General features: G+C 71.0%; 13 protein-coding genes. 8 read left to right on the forward strand and 5 right to left on the reverse strand.

Annotated features, from left to right (window positions below):
- Positions 1–65 precede the first annotated feature (65 nt).
- From LZ604_RS25520 to LZ604_RS25535, 4 genes are read right to left on the reverse strand one after another with little or no spacing between them, the layout of a single operon-like run.
- Positions 66–1,286 carry a methylaspartate ammonia-lyase gene (locus LZ604_RS25520; protein ID WP_234517811.1) on the reverse strand — a complete coding sequence of 407 codons (1,221 nt, stop codon included), beginning with the start codon at positions 1,284–1,286 and terminating at the stop codon, positions 66–68.
- Positions 1,283–3,247 (reverse strand): methylaspartate mutase subunit E, encoded by a 1,965-nt coding sequence (locus LZ604_RS25525; RefSeq protein WP_234517812.1) that lies wholly within the window; start codon positions 3,245–3,247, stop codon positions 1,283–1,285. The genes LZ604_RS25520 and LZ604_RS25525 overlap by 4 nt, the downstream gene beginning before the upstream one ends.
- Before the next feature lie 2 nt (positions 3,248–3,249).
- Positions 3,250–4,317: an acyl-CoA synthetase family protein gene (locus LZ604_RS25530; RefSeq protein WP_234517813.1), complete on the reverse strand. Its 1,068-nt coding sequence runs from the start codon at positions 4,315–4,317 to the stop codon at positions 3,250–3,252.
- A gap of 28 nt (positions 4,318–4,345) precedes the next feature.
- Complete coding sequence (locus tag LZ604_RS25535) at positions 4,346–5,293, reverse strand: ACP S-malonyltransferase (RefSeq protein ID WP_234517814.1); 948 nt, start codon at positions 5,291–5,293, stop codon at positions 4,346–4,348.
- 168 nt (positions 5,294–5,461) lie between these two features.
- Between LZ604_RS25535 and LZ604_RS25540 the strand changes: the two genes are divergently transcribed.
- Genes LZ604_RS25540 through LZ604_RS25555 form a run of 4 tightly spaced genes read left to right on the forward strand, consistent with a single transcriptional unit; the run spans position 5,462 to position 9,837 of the window.
- Positions 5,462–6,772 carry an activator-dependent family glycosyltransferase gene (locus LZ604_RS25540; protein WP_234517815.1) on the forward strand — a complete coding sequence of 437 codons (1,311 nt, stop codon included), beginning with the start codon at positions 5,462–5,464 and terminating at the stop codon, positions 6,770–6,772.
- A gap of 40 nt (positions 6,773–6,812) precedes the next feature.
- Positions 6,813–7,430, forward strand: a complete 618-nt coding sequence (locus LZ604_RS25545) for a dTDP-4-dehydrorhamnose 3,5-epimerase family protein (protein ID WP_308283635.1) — start codon at positions 6,813–6,815, stop codon at positions 7,428–7,430.
- A 5-nt stretch (positions 7,431–7,435) separates the two neighbouring features.
- The gene (locus tag LZ604_RS25550) at positions 7,436–8,347 is read left to right on the forward strand and encodes an NAD-dependent epimerase/dehydratase family protein (protein WP_234517816.1); all 912 of its coding nucleotides are present in this window, start codon (positions 7,436–7,438) and stop codon (positions 8,345–8,347) included.
- 2 nt (positions 8,348–8,349) lie between these two features.
- Positions 8,350–9,837, forward strand: a complete 1,488-nt coding sequence (locus tag LZ604_RS25555; protein ID WP_234517817.1) for an NDP-hexose 2,3-dehydratase family protein — start codon at positions 8,350–8,352, stop codon at positions 9,835–9,837.
- Positions 9,838–9,849: 12 nt separating this feature from the next.
- Here LZ604_RS25555 and LZ604_RS25560 read toward each other — a convergent pair whose 3' ends face one another.
- Positions 9,850–11,070: a nucleotide disphospho-sugar-binding domain-containing protein gene (locus tag LZ604_RS25560; protein ID WP_234517818.1), complete on the reverse strand. Its 1,221-nt coding sequence runs from the start codon at positions 11,068–11,070 to the stop codon at positions 9,850–9,852.
- 224 nt (positions 11,071–11,294) lie between these two features.
- On the opposite strand from LZ604_RS25560, the gene LZ604_RS25565 reads away from it, so the two are divergent.
- The 4 genes from LZ604_RS25565 to LZ604_RS25580 all read left to right on the forward strand — a co-directional run bounded on the left by LZ604_RS25565 (position 11,295) and on the right by LZ604_RS25580 (position 18,077).
- On the forward strand, positions 11,295–12,053 hold the full coding sequence (locus tag LZ604_RS25565) for an NAD-dependent epimerase/dehydratase family protein (protein WP_234517819.1): 759 nt from the start codon (positions 11,295–11,297) through the stop codon (positions 12,051–12,053).
- A 16-nt stretch (positions 12,054–12,069) separates the two neighbouring features.
- Positions 12,070–15,357 carry a S8/S53 family peptidase gene (locus LZ604_RS25570; protein WP_234517820.1) on the forward strand — a complete coding sequence of 1,096 codons (3,288 nt, stop codon included), beginning with the start codon at positions 12,070–12,072 and terminating at the stop codon, positions 15,355–15,357.
- Between the two features lie 62 nt (positions 15,358–15,419).
- The gene (locus LZ604_RS25575) at positions 15,420–16,655 is read left to right on the forward strand and encodes a cytochrome P450 (protein ID WP_234517821.1); all 1,236 of its coding nucleotides are present in this window, start codon (positions 15,420–15,422) and stop codon (positions 16,653–16,655) included.
- Between the two features lie 117 nt (positions 16,656–16,772).
- Entirely contained in the window at positions 16,773–18,077 is a 1,305-nt protein-coding gene (locus LZ604_RS25580; RefSeq protein ID WP_234517822.1) for an activator-dependent family glycosyltransferase, read from the forward strand.
- The last annotated feature ends 1 nt before the right edge of the window (position 18,078 follow it).

Raw genomic sequence — 18,078 nt, forward strand, 5'->3', positions numbered from 1 at the left:
CACCGGCTCGGAGTCCCCGTCGACGGGCGGCCGTCCGGGGCCCGGCCGAGCCCGGCGCACCCGGCTCAAGCGGCCCGGCCGCCCAGCATGGCCAGCACCCGGGCCTGCTCGTTCGCGACGATCATCAGCCCCTCGTCCACACCCATCCCGGGCTTCGCGAGCTGCATCTCGGGCCCGGTGGCCAGCGCGACATGGACGGACACACGGGCGGACAACTCGGTTTCGGCACAGCTGCCGCCGAGGAAGGCGCCCACCCCTGCCTCCCTGCACTCCCGCACACCGAGAATGCTGTCCTCGACGCTGCCGAGGTCGGGCATCTTGATCTGCACCATGTCGCAGGCGCCGGCCGCGACGAACTCACGGATGTCCGCCAGCGTGTTGCACCACTCGTCGGCCACGATCCGGACGGTCCCGCCACGCCGTCCGACTGCCTCGCGCAGGCGCCGCAGCCCGTCGATCTGCGCCTGTCGTCCACCGAAGTCGATCGGCGACTCCACGCGCAGCGGGTACGGTCTCGCCACCCGCTCGGCCTCGATCAGATAGTCGGCCACCCGCTCGATGTCGCGCCCGAACTCGCGGCCCGCCATGCCGTAGACGTCGAAGTGCAGCACCGGCCGGTAGGTGTTGTCGGCCAGCCTGCCCGTCCGGCGCACCAGCCAGGCGATGTAGTCGAGGAGCGTACGGCCCTCGGGACCGAACTTCGCCCGGTTGTTGACCAGTCCGTGGGGCAGGGCGTCGACGCGCTTGATGAGCATCTTGTCGGCGTTGCCGCGCCGGTCGTCGCCCGACTGGGCGTAGACGGGTACCGGCTTGTGCGGCAGCGGGAATCCGTACTCCCGGCAGACGACCTCGCACATCGTACGGCCCGCGGCGGCGGCGGCCGCGCCGAGCAGCGCCTGGCTCAGGCCGTACACCAGCGCCGTGCGTTCCCGGCCGAAGTCCGCCAGGACCTCCCCGAGCGTCTGCCGGAAACCCGTGATCCGGCGACCGGAGAGGACGGCGCGCAGTTCCTCGACCACCCGTACATCAGGTGTGAAAAGCGGCTCACGCCCGCCCGCGCCCGAGTACTGCACCGCCACCGCGTCGCCCCAGACGGTGCGCCCGTCCTCCAGCACGAGGCCGATGCCGAGTCCCCGCGCGGGCATGCGCACCGCGGTGAATCCGGGGGTGACCGGCTCGCCTTCGTACCACTGGTGATCCTTGGCCGCCCCTTGGCGAATGGCCGCCAGGTCGTCGTAGAAGAAGCCGCCGTGGACCGGGACCGTCACCACATCATTGATCTTCATGGCCGGCTCTCGCCCCGTTCACTCGAAGGAAACTGCCGTCCGGCCGGCATCCGCAGCGGCCAGGAGGCGAAACGGCCGCGGGCGATGTCCAGGATGTCGGCTTCCACCACCTGTTCCAGGGGCCGCCGTTCGTCGCGCAACCGATGCCGTACCCGGTCCCGGTGAAACGCGACGAGATCGGGGGGAAAGGGCAGCCCGCCGGTGTCGGCCAGTCGTACGGCGCCCGTGAGGTCCCTGATCGACACCGTCCGGGCGGCGTTCCAGCGGCTGGGGGAGAACGGGACGTCGATGACGCCCGCCTCGATGGCGGCCGCGACCGACCGGCGGGGGTCACCCTCGCCCAGACGGAGCGCCGCCTCGAGAAGGGCCCGCGTCTCACGGGTGAGCAGTTCCTCCTCGGCATCGACCGCCGCGGTGTCCGCGGCGGCCCCGCCGGCGTCGCCGATCGCCTTTCTGGCGAGCCTGAGACTGTCGGAGTTGTCGTGGGCCGAGGGGATCCGAGTGGCCTCGACGTAGGACTTCAGCATCATCCGGTGCGCCCCGCTGAGCCGCGCCGTCTCGGCCGAGCCGAGCAGCACGGTGATCGCCTTGCCGGTGTCCGTGGGGAACGCGCCCATGTACTGGTGGAAGACCGTGTAGACGGCGACGTCCCCGTACGAGAAGCGGTCGAGGTACTCGCGGCCGAGCCGCCCGAGGACCCGGATCGCGGCGATGTCCTGGGCGCGGTTCCCCTGCTCGGCGTACCCGAGGGAGACCGACCGCACCCCCGCCCCGGCCGCCAGCAGCGCCTCCAGCACGTTCACCGCGACCGCGAGGCACGGGGGGACGAGACACGCGGTCAGCACCCCGAAGAACTCGCGGTCGATGACGATGCCGAACCTGCGCCAGTAGAGGGCCGCCAGACGGTCCACGTAGCGCCAGGAGGCCATGGCCTCGACCGGGTGGTAGTCGCGGAAGTACGGCAGGTTGTAGGTGATCGGCCCGCCCTCGAACGCCGAGATGCCCGCCGCGAAGGCGAGTTCGGCGAGCAGCCTGGGGTCACGGGTGGAGTGCCTCACCTGGAAGGGGACGTCGCTGAACTCGGCGGTGATCCGTCGCATCGCCCGTGCCCCGTGGTTGACGGCCGGATAGCCGTTGAGGTGAGGCTGAGGGCCGTCCGCGGCGGCCCCCTTGCGCAGCATCTCGATCTGCGCGTAGGCGTTGTTGCGGGTCAGCGAGTCGATCTGGAAGGACAGCACGTCCGCTCCGGCGGCGCGCAGCGCATGGAAGAGGGCCCGTTGGTCGTCCTGGTCGTCGACTCCCGTCCGGGGCTGTATGAGCAGCTCGCCCTTCCGGTCGGCCTTGTGCTGGGCCTCGGCGAAGTTCGCCCGCCGCAGCAGCACTTCGGCGTTCTCGACCAGGTCGCGGGCCTCGTGTCCGGTGCGCCACTGGTGCAGCACCTCGTCCCGCTCCTCCACGAAGGACCGCTCGACCGCGTCGCGGACCGTGATCCTCCGGCTGGGCGCCGCCCGGTAGGCCCGCCCGCCGGCCGGCCCCGGGGTCGTGTCCGCCAGGTCGGCCGCCAGAAGGGCCAGGGTCTTGGCGGGTTCCACATGACCGAGAAAGACCCGATGGAATCCGAGCGCGGTCAGTTCGGCGACGGTGGAGTCGGTCACCGAGACAGCGGGACGGCCGCCCAGGTACCACCGGGCGCCGTCCCCGCACAGCTCGGCGCGCAGATCCCGCAGATCGGCCAGGTAGTGCCGGGCATGGCCGTCCATGTTCGACACCAGGACCGCGTCGGCGCCGCGCGCCGCCTCGCACAACTCGGTCACCGAGCACTGGATTCCCGCGTACCGGACGGTGTATCCGGCGCGCCGGAGGACCCGGGACAGGATGATCAAGCCGACCGAGTGGGAATCTCCACCGACCCCGCCCAGTGTGACGACCTTACCGTTTGCATCGCCGGTGTCGGCGTTCAAGATCAATAAATCCCTTCGGGCGACTGGCGGTTGACCTGAAGCGGCTGGACGTTGGCGACACCGTCACACGGCCAGCCGGGACCCGTGTCGTACCGGAGCGCCTGGTCGCGCTCCAGGATGTTGGGCAGGAACAGGTCCTCGTGCAGGACCGTCAGCCGCACCCGGCCGAGCTCGCCGTAGCCGACCACCCGTTGCCAGTCCTGCTTGTCGGTGACGGCGATGGTGACGTGGGGGTAGTTCGGCACGTAGGGGATCACGGCCCCGTCGCGCTCGACGGGCAGACCGGCGCTGCTGCCGAAGGTGTTGCCGTAGCTGTGTCCGACGATCCCGCCGTCCAGGAGCCTGACGAAGGACCGGTACATCGGGGTGGTGATCTGTGTCCCGCTGATGCGCACCCCCTTGAGCCCCGCGGCGAGGTCGGGTGCGCGGCGAACGAGCGCCTGGAGCAGGGCCGGAGTGGTGTTGACATAGTCGATCTCCTGCTCACGCAGGATGTTGGCCGCCTGCTCGACGATGTGCCCGGTGTACTCCTCGGCCTCGGCGAGCCTGCCCTGCCGGATGAGCCGCTTCACCCAGCGGGGGTCGGCGTCGATCAGGAAGACCCGGGCACCGAACAGGTCCGTGAGCTCGGACACGCCGTTTCCGATGAGGTGCGGCCCGGTCGGGGTCAACTGCAGCCAGTTGCGACCCCGTTCGAAGCCTTCCGTCTGGAAGGACCAGGCCCGCCAGGCCGCGCGCTGAAGGGTCATCCGCGGGGTGTAGATCACTCGGCACGGGTCCCCCGTCGTACCACCGGAGTCGAAGACACGCCCGGCCAGCGGGCGGGGCTCGGACAGCGGGACCAGGTCCGCGGGATCCATGTGTCGCAGCTCTTCCAGATCGAACGGTCCGAACCGGGAAAGCTGTTCATACCGGGTGATCCGCCTCGGATCGAAGTCCAGGCCGGCGGCGCGCTTCAACCAGTACGGACTGCCCTTGTCCGGATCGAAGTGCCGGGTGACGACGTGCCTGGTCCACTCGTCCAGGTCGGTCTGCAGCCACTGCCGGATCAGTGCCATGGGGTCGGTCATCGACTACCTCTCGCCCGCATCGGTCGGTTCAGGTGGATGGCAGGTTGATTCCGAGGTCGTGCAGGTACGGGAAGATCTCCTCCAGATGCTGCGGAGTCTCGATCTGTACGACGGGGAAGGGGGCGGAGCCGGAGAAGAGGTCGATCTGGGCCGGCCCGATGAGGAGAGCCAGCTCGGTGCCGTGCCGTTCGAGCTCGGCGACGACGTACGGCAGGCTGACCGCCTCGGTCTGGTTCCGCAGGAAGATGTCGCGCACCTCGTCCGCGGTGGTGACCGTCTTCTCGTCCAGATAGGAGCACAGGGGCAGCTTCGGGTCGCGGAACTCGATGTCCACGACGGCGGGCTCGAGGTAGGCGGCCACGGGGGCGCACAGCGGCGAGTGGTAGCCGATCGCCACGCCTTCGTGGACCTCCACGGTCCCCTTGGGAAGGCGGCCGGCCAGCTCGTCGATCGAGTCGCGATAGCCGGACAGCAGAAGCATCCTGCTGCCCCAGGTACCGGTCACGCCGAGGTCCGCGCTGATGTGGACGCCCTCGGGGAGCCCGCCGAGCGCCACCTCCGGGTCCATGTCGGCCGGGACGATCCCACGGGCGACGGCCTGCGCGCGGCCGGAGGGTTCCGGGGCGCCGCGCAGGTGCGCCAGGAGGCCGAACAGGTCCGCGCGAGTGATCGAGCCCGCCAGGCTCGCCCCGATCATGCCTCCCAGGCTGAGGCCGCCGAGGAATCCGGGCCGGATCCCCTTCTCCGCCAGCAGGTCGCAGATCGCGAACGCCACGGCCGCCTGACGAATGGCGCCGGCCTCCCGGTACTCCTGCTGCGGCGGCAACTCCCGGGCCAGGAGCCGGTCGACCGGTACGCCCGTCCACTCGGCGACGGACGCGTAGAGCCGCCGTACGCTCGCGAAGGACGTGTAGAGGTCCGAACCGTTTCCCGGGGGATCGTTCAGGCCGCCATCGACGATATAGGCCAGGGTCATGCCCCGATCCTGAGCGGGCGTCCTCGTGCCTGCATGGAGTTCCGGGCGGTGCGGCGTCAAGTGGTTGTTGAGTTGGGCGCGAGAGCGCCTCAGCACGCTGGGGCCGGTCAGCCGAGCCGGTCAGCGCCGTCCGCACAGAGGACGGCCGCAGGTGTGCGAGGAGAGTATATGCGCATCCTATTCACCACCTTCGCCGCGAGAACCCACCTGCACACCCAGGTCCCCTTGGCATGGGCGCTGAGGACCGCAGGTCACGACGTGTACGTCGCGAGCCAGCCGGACCTGGTGGAGGACATCACCGCCGCGGGGCTGACGGCGGTGCCGGTCGGCGAACCCCTCGATCTGCACGGGCAGATGGGCGGGAAGGACCTGGGGGCCGAAGAGGTCGCGAAGATGGACGCGGCCACACTCCAGGCGCTGGACCACATCTACCTCGAACTCGCGGACATGAGCAACGTGAGTCCCGAGCAGATGACCTACGAGGACGCGCAGGCCAGGTTCCTCGCGATGATCTGGGTCTTCCAGACCCTGTGCGGGGACGCGATGGTGGACGACCTGGTGAGGTTCGCCGCCCACTGGAAGCCCGACCTCGTCATCTGGGACACGATGACCTTCGCCGGACCGGTGGCCGCGATGGCCTGCGGGGCGGCGCACGCGCGGCTGCTGTTCGGGATGGACATCCTCGCCCAGATGCGGCAGGCGTACGACGGGCTGCTGGCCGACCGGCCGGCGCAGCTGCGCGACGATCCGCTCGAGGAGTGGGTGGGCTCGGTTCTCGGCCGCTACGGACTGCCCTTTCGTGACGAGGCGTTGGTCGGGCAGTGGACCATCGATCCGGTGCCCACCTCGTTGCGGCTGCCGGTCGACCTGCCCTACGTACCCGTGCGGTACGTTCCCTACAACGGCCCCTCGGAGATCCCCGCGTGGGTGCGGGAGACGCCGAAGAAGCGCCGGGTCTGCCTCAGCCTGGGCGTCGCCTTCCGCGAGACGATGGGCGGGAACCGGGCCTCGATCGGCGCGCTGCTCGACGCCGTGGCCGACCTGGACATCGAGGTGGTGGCGACCCTGGACGCCAGCCAGCTCGGCACTTCGCAGAAGGTTCCCGACAACGTCCGCGTCGCCGACTTCGTCCCGCTGGACGCTCTGCTGCCCACCTGCTCGGCCATCGTCAACCACGGCGGATCCGGGACCTTCCAGACGTCGCTGGCACACGGAGTGCCCCAGGTGATCGTCCCCGACATGCGGTGGGACACCCCGCGCAAGGCCCAGCGGCTGGAGGAGGCCGGGGCCGGGCTGCGCATCCGCGACGTCGACGCCCTCACCCCCGAGGAACTGCGGGCCAACCTCGTCCGCGTCCTGGAGGAGCCCTCGTTCGCTCGCAACGCGCAGCGACTGCGCACCGAGATGCTCGCCACACCGGCACCGAGCGACATCGTGCCCGTACTGGAGAAGCTGACCGCCCACCACCGCGTTCGTTGAGCCAGTCCGACATCCATACGGCGTTCGTTGGGAGCCCAGCATGAGTCTCACCATGAAGTCCCGCAAGCTTGCCGTGGAGGGCGCGTGGGAGTTCACCCCGCAGGTCTTCTCCGACAACAGGGGTCTGTTCGTGTCGCCCTACCAGGAGGCCGCCTTCGTGGAGGCGACGGGGCATCCCCTGTTCCCGGTGGCGCAGACCAACCACAGCCGGTCGCGGCGCGGCGTCGTACGCGGAGTGCACTTCACACGGACACCCCCCGGTATCGGCAAGTACGTCTACTGTGCCCGCGGCAGGACGATCGACATCGTTGTGGACGTCCGGGTGGGGTCACCGACGTTCGGCCGCTGCGACGCGGTCCTGCTCGACCAGCAGGACTTCAGGGCGATGTACTTCCCGGTGGGCGTCGGCCACGCCTTCGTCTCGCTGGAGGACGACACGGTCGTCTGCTACATGCTCTCCGGCCGCTACTCGCCCGAGGACGAGCTCTCCGTCAACCCGCTCGACTCCGAACTCGCGCTGCCGATCCCGAAGGACCTGGAGCCCATCCTGTCGGACCGGGACCGGATCGCGCCGACCCTGGAGAAGGCCGCCGCCGACGACCTGCTCCCGGACTACGCCACCTGTCTGGAACTGGAGCGTGCCCTGTGGGCGCGCTGAACCGGATGCCGACGGCAGCCGTCCTCGGCTCGACCGGCTGCGTGGGCCGTCAGGTGTGCTCGGCGCTCTCCCTGCGCGGCTACGACGTCCTCGGCGTGGCGCGCCGCCACGTACCGCACACCGACGAGCACAAGTTCGCCGCGGTGGATGTGGCCGCGGCCGAGCCCGAGCGGTTCGCGGAGCTGCTCGAAGCGGCGAACGTACGCGTGGTGGTCAACGCGACGGGCGGCTGGCACACCTCCGACGCGGACAACGAGTACTCCCATGTGCGCCTCGTCGACCGGCTTCTGCAGACGCTGGCCCTGCTGCCCGGCGTCCGGCTGGTGCAGGTCGGCACGATCCACGAGTACGGGCCGGTCGAGGACGGCGTGGCCATCGACGAAGCCGTGGTCCCCGCCCCCGTCACCGCTTACGCACGGACCAAGCTGGCCGGCACACGGGCCATCCTGGAGGCCACCGCCGCCGGGCGGCTCGACGCCGTCGTGCTGCGTGCCGTCAACGTCTTCGGCCCGTACACCACGCGCGCCAGCTTCCTCGGCTCGGTCGTCGCCAGGCTGCGCGAGGCGCGAGCGGACGGTCCGGTCGTGCTGAGCGTCGCCGACGCCCGCCGCGACTTCGTCGACGCAAGGGACCTGGCCGAGGCCGTCGTCGCGGCGGTCGAGGCGCCGGTGACCGGGCGCGTCGTCAACATCGGCAGCGGTGTGGCGACGCCGATCGGTGAACTGGTGTCGTCGCTCGTCTCCGCGGCGGGCCTCCCCCCGCAGGCGGTGGTGCTCCGGCGAGCCGACGTGCGAAGCAAGGGCGGCGGATGGACCCAGGCCGACATCCGGCTCGCCGCCCGGCTGCTGGGATGGCATCCACGGACCTCCCGGCAGGACTCGATGCGGGCCATGTGGAACACAGCCGAAGGGGCCTGACGATGCTCTCGACCGAATCGGACCCGACCCACCTGCGCCTGGCCAGGTCCCTGCTTCCGGCCGGCGACCCGGCCGCGGTCGTCGCGGATGTCCGCGGCTGGCTGGCGGACTTCGGCCGACGCGCCTACACAAGGGTCGAGCGGATCCGCCTGGACCGGCTGGAAGGCTGGAGCGAGGACCCCCGGACGGGCGACATCCGCCATGACACGGGAAGGTTCTTCGCCGTCGAGGGACTGCGGGTGCACAACCCCGGTGGACCGGTCACCGGCTGGGACCAGCCGATCATCCATCAGTCCGAGATCGGCATCCTCGGCATCCTGGCCAAGGAGTTCGACGGGACGATGAAGTTCCTCATGCAGGCCAAGGTGGAGCCGGGCAACCGCAACGGCCTCCAGCTCTCGCCCACCGTGCAGGCGACGCGCAGCAACTACACGAGGGTGCACCAGGGGCGGGCCGTACCGTACCTGGAATACTTCCGGAACCCCGGCAGCCACCGAGTCCTCGCCGACGTGCGCCAGTCGGAGCAGGGCGCCTGGTTCTACCGCAAACGCAACCGCAACATGGTGGTGGAGCCGGCCGGGGACGTCGAGGTGCTCGACGGGTTCCGGTGGCTGACCCTGGGTGAGATCCATGCGCTGCTCGGCGCCGACGACCTGGTCAACATGGACGCCAGGACGGTGCTGTCCTGCCTTCCGTTCGCCGGTCCGGGTCTCGGCGCGGTCCTCGGCCGTCCCCGCGATGCCGAGTTCCGGGCCGCGCTCGTCCGGTCCTGCTCTCCGGAAGCCGGAAGCCTGCACTCGACGCGGGAGGTGCTCAGCTGGCTCACCGACGCACGCTGCCGCTCGGACGCGGAGGTCCGCCGGATACCGCTCCGGGAGGTGAAGGGCTGGGTCCGCACGGAGGACCGGATCGCGCACGAGGCGGGCCTGTTCTTCTCGGTCATCGGGGTCCGGGTCAGCGCGGGCGGGCGTGAGGTGGCCCAGTGGACACAGCCGATGATCGAACCCAACGGGACGGGGATCATCGCCTTGCTGGTCAAGAACATCGACGGTGTCCTGCACGCCCTCATGCACGCCCGCATGGAACCCGGCTTCACGGACACGGCCGAACTCGCGCCGACCGTGCAGTGCATACCGGAGAACCATGTGCTGGTGCCGCCGTCGGGGCGCCCCCGCTTCCTCGACGAGGTGGTGTCGGCCGAGCCCGGCCGGGTCAGGTTCGACACCGTGCTGTCCGAGGAGGGCGGGCGTTTCCACCACGCCCTGAACCGGTACCTGGTCGTCGAGGCGGAGCCGAAGATCCCGGCGGACGATCCCGACTTCCGGTGGGTCGCCCTGCACCAGCTCGTGTCGCTGCTCGGACACAGCCACTATCTCAGTGTCCAGGCGCGCAGTCTGGTGGCGTGCCTCCACAGCCTGCTCACCGGCGGCGGAGAGGGAGGCAGGGCCACGATCGGGCCGACGGCGGGTGCGGCGGGCGCCCGCGGCTGAGGCCGGGGCGCATCACGACAGAGCCAGACGTTCCAGCCGGGGCACGACCTCCGCCGGCGTGGGCCGGCCGAGGATCTCCTCGCGCAGGCCGCGGCCCGCCGTCCGGTAGGAGTCATCGGCCATCAGCCGGTCCACGGCCGCGCGGACCGTGGTGCGGTCGGCGAGATGGCCCAGGACGTGCACCGCGGCTCCGGTGCCCGCGACCCGCCGTGCCGTGGCGGTCTGTTCGGAGGCGAAGGTCGGGAGGAACTGGGGAAGACCCGCCCAGAGCGAGGTGAGGGTACTGCCGCTGCCCCCGTGGTGTACCACCGCGTCGCAGGTGGGCAGGACCAGCCTGAGCGGCAGGCGCTCCACCACCCTGACCGACGCCGGCACCTCGCCGATCCCCGCCACGTCCCCGGACGTCGCGGTGACGACGACCTCGTAGGGCGAGTCCCCCAGGGCGGCGGCGAGTTCGGGAAGCAGATAGGACTTCGGGCCCGACATCGAGGAGAGCGCCGTCGACCAGGCCACGCAGACCCGGCGTCCACGCGGCGGTTCGAGCAGCCAGGAGGGCACCGGCTCGCACCCGTTGTAGGGCACATAGCGAACCGGCAGACGGTGCGCCCTGGTCGGCGGCGCCAGAGACGGTGGGCAGGGATCGATCACGTACTCGACCATGTCGGTGCTGAACTCGCCCAGGCCGTACCGGGGGAAGGAGCCGCTGTGGTCGGTCGGCACGATCCTCATGTGCTCCGGCTCGTGTGTGCCGACGGGGCCCCAGAGACACAGGACCGCCGGAACGTCCGTCACGCGCGCGGCCAACAGGCCCTCCAGACTGGCCGGATCGTGCAGCGCCAGATGCGGGCGCCAGGACCGCGCGAAGGCGACCGCCGCGTCGAAGCTGCTCGCCCGCCTGGCGGCGAAGACCGGCTCCGCGTGCTCCCGGTAGTGCGCGAGGTCGAACTCGTCGAGACTGCTGAGCTCGGCGCCGGTGATCGGGTGAAGGGGCAGCCACGGGTAGGGCCATATGCCCGCCACGGCCTCCTCGTAGTACTGAAGACGCAGCCGCGTCGAGTCGTCGAGGCCGTCCAGGACCGGCACGGGGATCATGCCCGTTCCGGCCACGGCCCCGACCTGCGACTGCGGGCAGAGCACGCGCACTTCGTGCCCCGCCGCCTGGAGCGCCCAGCCCAGCGGCACCAACGCCGACCAGTGGGTGGCCCAGGCGGAAACGGTGATCAGCACCCGCACGGGAGTCTCCTTCGATTCGGGCCGGTCAGGAGGCCGTGCCAGGGCGTGCGCGTCCCCCGGCCCACGGCTCGCCGCGCAAGCGTTGCACCGGGTTCTCGCGAAGTGTTGGGGATCTCCGCTCCGCCGTGAGCCCAGCGATCTTCGAGTACGGCTGCGCAGCATCGGCTACCGCGCTTCGACACGGTGTCTCGGAGCCACACGACCGAGCCGAAAGCCACTGAGCCTTGGACATCATCGGGAACGGCTTCATCGCACGCCATCTTCAGCCGCTGAGCGAGGCCCACGGAGGGGTGACCGTCCTCGCCGCGGGGGTCCCACGTCAACTGCTTCCGGAGTCGGAGACCGCCAGGGAGCGGGCCCTGGTGGGCGAGACGGTCCAGCGGTGCCGGCGCACCGGCCGGATGCTGGTCTTCTTCTCGACCGTCAGCATGTACGGCGCGCCGGGCTGCCGGGGACTGGAGGACGAGCCCGTCAGCCCCTCCACCCTCTACGGCGAGCACAAGCTGGGGCTCGAGGACATGATCCGGGAGTCGGGGGTCCGCCACCTCATCCTGCGTCTCGGCTACGTCTTGGGGCCTGGGGGCCCCGACTTCCGGCTCGTCCCGGCGCTGGTCCAGCAGATTCTGTCGGGCAGTGTGCGGGTCCTGTCGGGCGCCAGACGGGACCTGCTCTATGTCGCCGACTTCGTCGCCGTCCTCGACAGGCTTCTCGCCACCGGCGTCGAGAACCGGATCGTCAACCTCGCCTCCGGGGACTGCGTGGAGGTCATACGGATCATCGAGCACCTCGAGCGGCGGATGGGCGTCACCGCCGAGCGGATCGACGCGGGCCGCAGCGTCTCGCACTGCCCGTCGGTGGCGAAGCTGCACGCCCTGGTGCCGGAGATCTCCGGCCTGGGGATCGGGCCCGGCTATCACCGCTACGCCCTTGACCGGTACCTCCTGGCGACCGACCGCTGGTCCGGCGTCGTCGGACATCTCTGAAGCACAGGGAGTCACAGTGCGCAGACGAAGAATCGCCGTGGTCGCGGTCCTGCTGGCGGCGCTCACGGCCCTGGGGAACGTCCCTGTGCCGGCAGCGGCGTCGGCAGCCACGACAGCCGACGGGGTTCCGGTGATCCTGGTCGGAGGGGACACGCGGCCGCGTGCCGGCGCCCTGCGCACGGCGCAGGCTCCGCTCCTGCGCGACCTGAGGCGGCACCATGCCTCGAAGGTCAAGGCCTTCGCCCTGGTCGACGCGGTCGCGGCCACCGTGCCCGCCCGCGAACTGCCGCGCCTGCGCAGCGATCCCGCGGTGCGGCAGGTGGTGGTCAACCAGGTGATCGGCGGTGCGCCACCGGTTCCTTCCGGCACGGCCGGCCGCCAGGCGCTTTCCACCAGGAGCACCTGTGCGCCGCGGGGCCACAGGCCGCTCCTCGAACCCGAGGGGCTTTCACTCACGCACACGGCCGGTGACGACCCCCGGGAGCCCACGGCCCAGTCGCTGGGCATCACCGGCAAGGGGGTCACCGTGGGCTTCATCGCCGACGGCGTCGACACCGGTGGCCAGGACTTCGTCCGCGCCGACGGGAGCCATGTCTTCTCCGACTATGTCGACTATTCCGGCGAAGGCCCGACGGCACGGACCGGCGGCGGGCAGGCGTTCACCATCGCGAGCACCGTCGCCGCCCAGGGCCTGCACACGTACGACGTCCGGGGATTCGGCACGCCGTCGTCGCCCGGCCCTTGCACGATCCGCATCCTGGGCGCCGCTCCCGGCGCGCGTCTGGTCGGCGTCAAGGCCTTCGGCCTGACCGCCCGCACGACCACGGCCGACCTGGTGGAATCCATCGAGTACGCGGTCCGCGTCGCGCACGTGGACGTACTTCAGGAGTCCTTCGCCCACCACCCCTTCCCCGACGTGGCGACGGCCGACCTGGTACAGCGGTTCAACGACGCGGCGGTCGCCTCGGGCACCACGGTCACGGTCTCCGCCGGGGACACGACGCTCGCCGACTCCGTCGGGGCCCCGGCCGACGACCCGGCCGTCATCTCGGTCGGGACGTCCACCGCCTTCCGCTGGTACGGCGAGACCGGGTTCGGCGGCTACCGGCAGTCCCCGCGCAGAGGATGGGTGAACGGCTCCGTGAGCGCCCTGAGCCCGAGCGGCACCACCCAGAGCGGACGGACCGTGGACCTGGTCGCCCCCGGCGACTCCGGGTTCGCGTCCTGCACCCCGGACACCGGCCGCTACGGGGACTGTGTGAACCTCACGGGCGCGCCCTCACCGGTGATCAGGGCCGACTCGGTCGCCCAGGCGACCGCGCTGACCGCGGGCACGGCGGCACTGGTCATCCAGGCCTACCGCGACGCCCACCAGGGCGACAGTCCCACTCCTGCCGTGGTGAAGCAGATCCTCACCGGCACCGCCCGGGACCTCGGCGCCTCGGCCGACGAGCAGGGAGCCGGCCAGCTGAACTCCTACGCCGCGGTGCGGGCGGCGCAGTCGATCGGCGCAAACACCGGCGCCTCCACCGTCCTTGCCGACACCTCCCAGCTGGCGGCGACCGCCGTGTCCGGCAGCGAGGCCCGGTTGACGCTGCACCTGCGCAACCCGGGAGCGACCGCGCGGACGGTGAGGCTCTTTGGGCGCGCTCTCGGCCCGGCGGGGCACGCATGGAGCGGCGCCACCCGGCTCGGCGACGCCGGCAGTCCCCACTTCACCGACTCCTCCGGTGTCCCGCAGAACTACGGCACGCTGCACTTCCCGGTGGTACCGGGGGCCGATCGGCTGGAAGCCTCGATCACCTGTGCCGGTGACGGCGGCGGCGACGGCGCGGTGCACATGGCTCTCATCGATCCGCACGGCCGGTACGCCGCCCACTCCGGCTCGCCGAGGGAGCCAGGGCACGCACATGCCGCCGTCGCCCATCCGGCGGCCGGTGTCTGGACCGCGCTCGTCTTCAGTCCGCAGGGCCGCTACGGGGGCGTCGAGGGCCGAGTCGCGTTCCGCTCGACCACCTCCCGTTTCGCCCGCTTCGGAACCGTCGCCCCCGCGAAGGTCACGCTCGCACCGGGACAGAGCGCACCGGTCACCGTGACGGCCCGGATGTCGGATGACCCGGGCGACACGACCGCCGCCCTGGTGCTGGACCGGGGTGCCGACGGGCGGTCCTCCGTGCCGGTCGTCCTGCGCAGCCTGGTGGACGTCGGGCACGGCGGGGCGTTCAGGGGCGGCGGGACGCGGCCGGGCGTCTACCGGTTCGACGTGCCCGGGGGCCGGCGCGACATCGGCCTGGATGTGCGGACGGCCGGCGGCCGGCACGACGGCGTACTGGCGCTCCTGGTCGATCCGCAGGGGCAGACGGCGGGATACGGAACCGACAGCCTGGCGACTGCCTATGACCCGGCCACGGGCAAGGCCGCTCTCCAGCCGGTCGACGAGATCTCGCTCTACGCCAGGGCGCCGGCCCCCGGACGCTGGACCCTGATCGTCAAGGGAGCCGGAGACCGGGGAGTTCCCTCCTTCCACGGCACCGTCGGCTTCGACCAGGTCCAGGTGAGCGTCTCGGGCCTGCCACAAGGTGACACGCTGAAGCCGGGTGTGCCCGTGACGGCGACGGTGCATGTGCACAACCGTGGAGCTGCCCCGCTGAGCCTGTTCCTCGATCCTCGGCTCGACACCAAGACGCCGATGTCCCTGGTGCCGCTGCAACCGGCCACCGGTCTGAGCCTGCCCACCCCACGCGCGGCCCCGTCGCCGGCCTGGCTGGTGCCGTCCGAGTCCACCTCCCTCATCGCCACCGCGCATGCCACCGGGGAGGTGCAGTTCGACGTGGCGCCCGTCACCGGCGACCCGGACCTCATCTCCACCTTCGGTACGGACGTGCAGGCCGGCTACGTGTCCTCCACCGTCCCCGCGGGACTGTGGGGGGCCGGTCCCTCCGTGCCGGGACCGTCGGGTCCCGGCGGCAGCGCGCCGACCTCCGCAGATCTGACCATGGTGGTGGCGACGAAGCGATTCGACCCCGCGGTCACCTCCGCGCTCGGAGATCTGTGGCAGGCGTCGGCCGGGGCGCCCGCCGGCCTGCACCCCCTCGTACTGAGACCGGGGCGGACGGGAGACATCCCGGTGACCATCACGCCCGCCGGGGACGCGGGCACGACCGTGACCGGGACCCTCTTCGTCGACACCCTGGTGGCCGGCGACACCCGGCTGTGGGACGACCGGAACTTCTCCCTGCGGCTCCCCGCCGTGGCCAGCGCCGACGAACTCGCGGGCCTGCCCTACACCTACCGGCTCGGGTAGGAGCCGGCTCCGTCTCCGGAACCGGACCCGAACCCCGCGACGCCTTGCGGAAAGGAAGGACATTGACCACCCAGGACACCGGTGTCCGCAGCGCGGACGCGTCCGCGGATGCCCTGTTCACGGCCGCCCTGTGGGGAGACCACCCCGGAGATCCCCACGACGACTTCCGGCGGCTGCGGGAACGGGCACCCGTCCTCCTCACCCGGCACGGCACTCTGGTGCTGTCCCGGTACGAGGACGTGTACGCGATGTTCCGCGATCCGGCGATCGGACGGGGGGACGAGGCGTTCGCGTCTCTCCGCGGGAAGCTGCCCGACGACCGGGCCGAGGAGGTGGAGCGGTTCTGGCGAAGCTCCCTGATGTTCAGCAATCCGCCGGCTCACACGCGGGTGCGCCGGGTGTTCAACCGCTCCTTCACGCCACAGTCCGTGGCCCGGCTGCGCGCTCCGATCGGCGGCGACGTGGAGAAGGCGCTGGACCGGCTGGAGGATCAGGGCACCTCGGACTTCATGGAGGATGTCGCACGCTCACTGCCGGTCGGCCTGGTCGCAAGCCTTCTCGGAGTCCCGCCCGCCGACCGCGCGGGCTTCAAACCGCTGGTACGTGACCTGGTGGGTCTCCTCGAACCCGGTGTCGACGCGCAAGGGGCCGAGCGAGGCCTGCGAGCGCAGCGGCATCTGGCCGGATACTTCGCCGAACTGCTCGCGCACAAGCGCTCCCGCCCCGAAGACGACCTCCTCAGCCGCCTCGCCGGCGACGTCGAGGGCTGCTCGGCCACGGAGCTGGTCGCCAACAGCGTGCTGCTGTTCGCGGCCGCCTTCGAGACGACCTCCAACCTGCTCGGCAACGGGTTGAACGCCCTGCTCACGCACCCGGGCGAGCTGGCACGGCTGCGGAGGGACCCGGGTCTCGTCCCGCACGCGGTCGAGGAGCTCCTCCGCTTCGACCCGCCGAGTCTGGTGGCGAGCCGGGCGGCCCTGGAGCACTGCACGGTCGCCGGCGTCGACCTGACGCCGGGTCAGCTCGTCATCGGGCTGATCGGTGGTGCGAACCGCGACCCCGACCGCTACGACGATCCCGACCGGCTGGACGTCGGGCGCGGCCAGGGGCCGGGGTTGACGTTCACGAGCGGCGCGCACATGTGCCTCGGAGCCCATCTCACCCGCCTCCAGGCCGGTGAGTTCTTCACCCGCCTCATCCGCCGTTTCCCGCACATCGACCACGCGGACGCACCGCTGCGCTACCCAGGTCGCCTGCTGCGGGGCTTCCACCGGCTGCCCATCACGGTCCGGGCCTGACACCGGCATGTGACGACCGATTCCGTACCGGCCTCCACCGGCGTTCCGCGCGGGCTCCAGGGACCCTCGCGACCATGGCCGGTGGCCGTGACCACGCGATACAGAGGAGAACCGCACATGCGAGTCCTGTTCGTGCCCTCCGCGGCGAAGTCCCACGTACACGCCCAGGTTCCGCTGGCGTGGGCGCTGCGCGCCGCCGGTCACGACGTGGTCGTCGCCGGCCAGCCGGACATCGTGGAGGAGGTCCAGCGGGTGGGGCTGAGCGTCTTCTCCTTCGGGGAACGGCTCGGCCTGGAGTCGGCCAGGAGTTCCGAACACTCGGATGACGCGGCCGACACCGAGGAGGTCCAGGGCGGGACGTGGCTCGACGTACTGGACATCGGAGAGGTCAGGCCGGAGCGGCTCACCGGACGCTACGCCCAGTCCGTCCTCTCCGCGTGGACGTCGGTGGTCTTCCAGAACATGGTCCCGGACCAGGCGGTCGATGATCTGGTGGAGTTCGCGTGTGGGTGGGGTCCGGATCTGGTGGTGTGGGATGCGATGACGTTTGCGGGTGGGGTGGCGGGGGTGGTGTCGGGGGCGGCGCATGCGCGGTTGTTGTTCGGGTTGGATCTGGTGGGTGGTTTGCGGGGGGTGTTGCTGGGTGGGGGTGGGGTGGTGGATGACCCGTTGGAGGAGTGGTTGGGGTGGACGTTGGGTCGTTTTGGTTGTGGGTTCAGTGAGGAGGTGGTGGTGGGGCAGTGGACGGTGGATCCGGTGCCGGGGTCGTTGCGGTTGCCGGTGGGTGGGTTGTCGGTGCCGGTGAGGTATGTGCCGTTCAACGGGGCGTCGGTGGTGCCGGGGTGGTTGGGTGCTGGTGCTGGTGCTGGTGCTGGTGTGGGGGGTGGGGGTCGGCGGCGGGTGTGTGTGTCGTTGGGGGTGTCGCACCGGGAGGTGTTGGGTGGGGATCGGGTGCGGGTGGGGGAGTTGCTGGAGGGGTTGGGGGGTTTGGATGTGGAGGTGGTGGCGACGTTGGATGCGTCGCAGTTGGGTGGGGTGAGTGTGCCGGAGAATGTGCGGTTGGTGGATTTTGTGCCGTTGGATGTGTTGTTGCCGTCGTGTGCGGCGGTGGTGCATCACGGGGGTGCGGGGACGTTTCAGACGGCGTTGTGGCATGGGGTGCCGCAGGTGATCGTGCCGGATATGCGGTGGGATACGGCGGCGAAGGCCGATCGGTTGGTGGGGTGTGGTGCGGGGTTGCGGGTGGATGATGTGGACGGGTTGTCGGCGGTGGGGTTGCGGGGGTTGGTGCGGCGGGTGCTGGAGGAGCCGGTGTTCGCGCAGCGGGCGGCGGGGTTGCGGCGGGAGATGATGGCGATGCCTTCACCCGCCGCCGCGGTGAGGGTGCTGGAACGGCTCACCGAACAACACCGCCGACGCTGAC

The organism is Streptomyces glomeratus (genome assembly GCF_021462825.1).
In the GTDB taxonomy this organism is placed as follows: Bacteria; Actinomycetota; Actinomycetes; order Streptomycetales; family Streptomycetaceae; genus Streptomyces; species Streptomyces glomeratus.

What these genes read in the sequence shown, in the direction of transcription:
- LZ604_RS25520 (WP_234517811.1), bottom strand. Translation starts at nt 1,286, where the DNA reads ATGAAGATCAATGATGTGGTGACGGTCCCGGTCCACGGCGGCTTCTTC.
- LZ604_RS25530 (WP_234517813.1), bottom strand. Translation starts at nt 4,317, where the DNA reads ATGACCGACCCCATGGCACTGATCCGGCAGTGGCTGCAGACCGACCTG.
- LZ604_RS25535 (WP_234517814.1), bottom strand. Translation starts at nt 5,293, where the DNA reads ATGACCCTGGCCTATATCGTCGATGGCGGCCTGAACGATCCCCCGGGA.
- LZ604_RS25540 (WP_234517815.1), top strand. Translation starts at nt 5,462, where the DNA reads ATGCGCATCCTATTCACCACCTTCGCCGCGAGAACCCACCTGCACACC.
- LZ604_RS25545 (WP_308283635.1), top strand. Translation starts at nt 6,813, where the DNA reads ATGAGTCTCACCATGAAGTCCCGCAAGCTTGCCGTGGAGGGCGCGTGG.
- LZ604_RS25550 (WP_234517816.1), top strand. Translation starts at nt 7,436, where the DNA reads ATGCCGACGGCAGCCGTCCTCGGCTCGACCGGCTGCGTGGGCCGTCAG.
- LZ604_RS25555 (WP_234517817.1), top strand. Translation starts at nt 8,350, where the DNA reads ATGCTCTCGACCGAATCGGACCCGACCCACCTGCGCCTGGCCAGGTCC.
- LZ604_RS25580 (WP_234517822.1), top strand. Translation starts at nt 16,773, where the DNA reads ATGCGAGTCCTGTTCGTGCCCTCCGCGGCGAAGTCCCACGTACACGCC.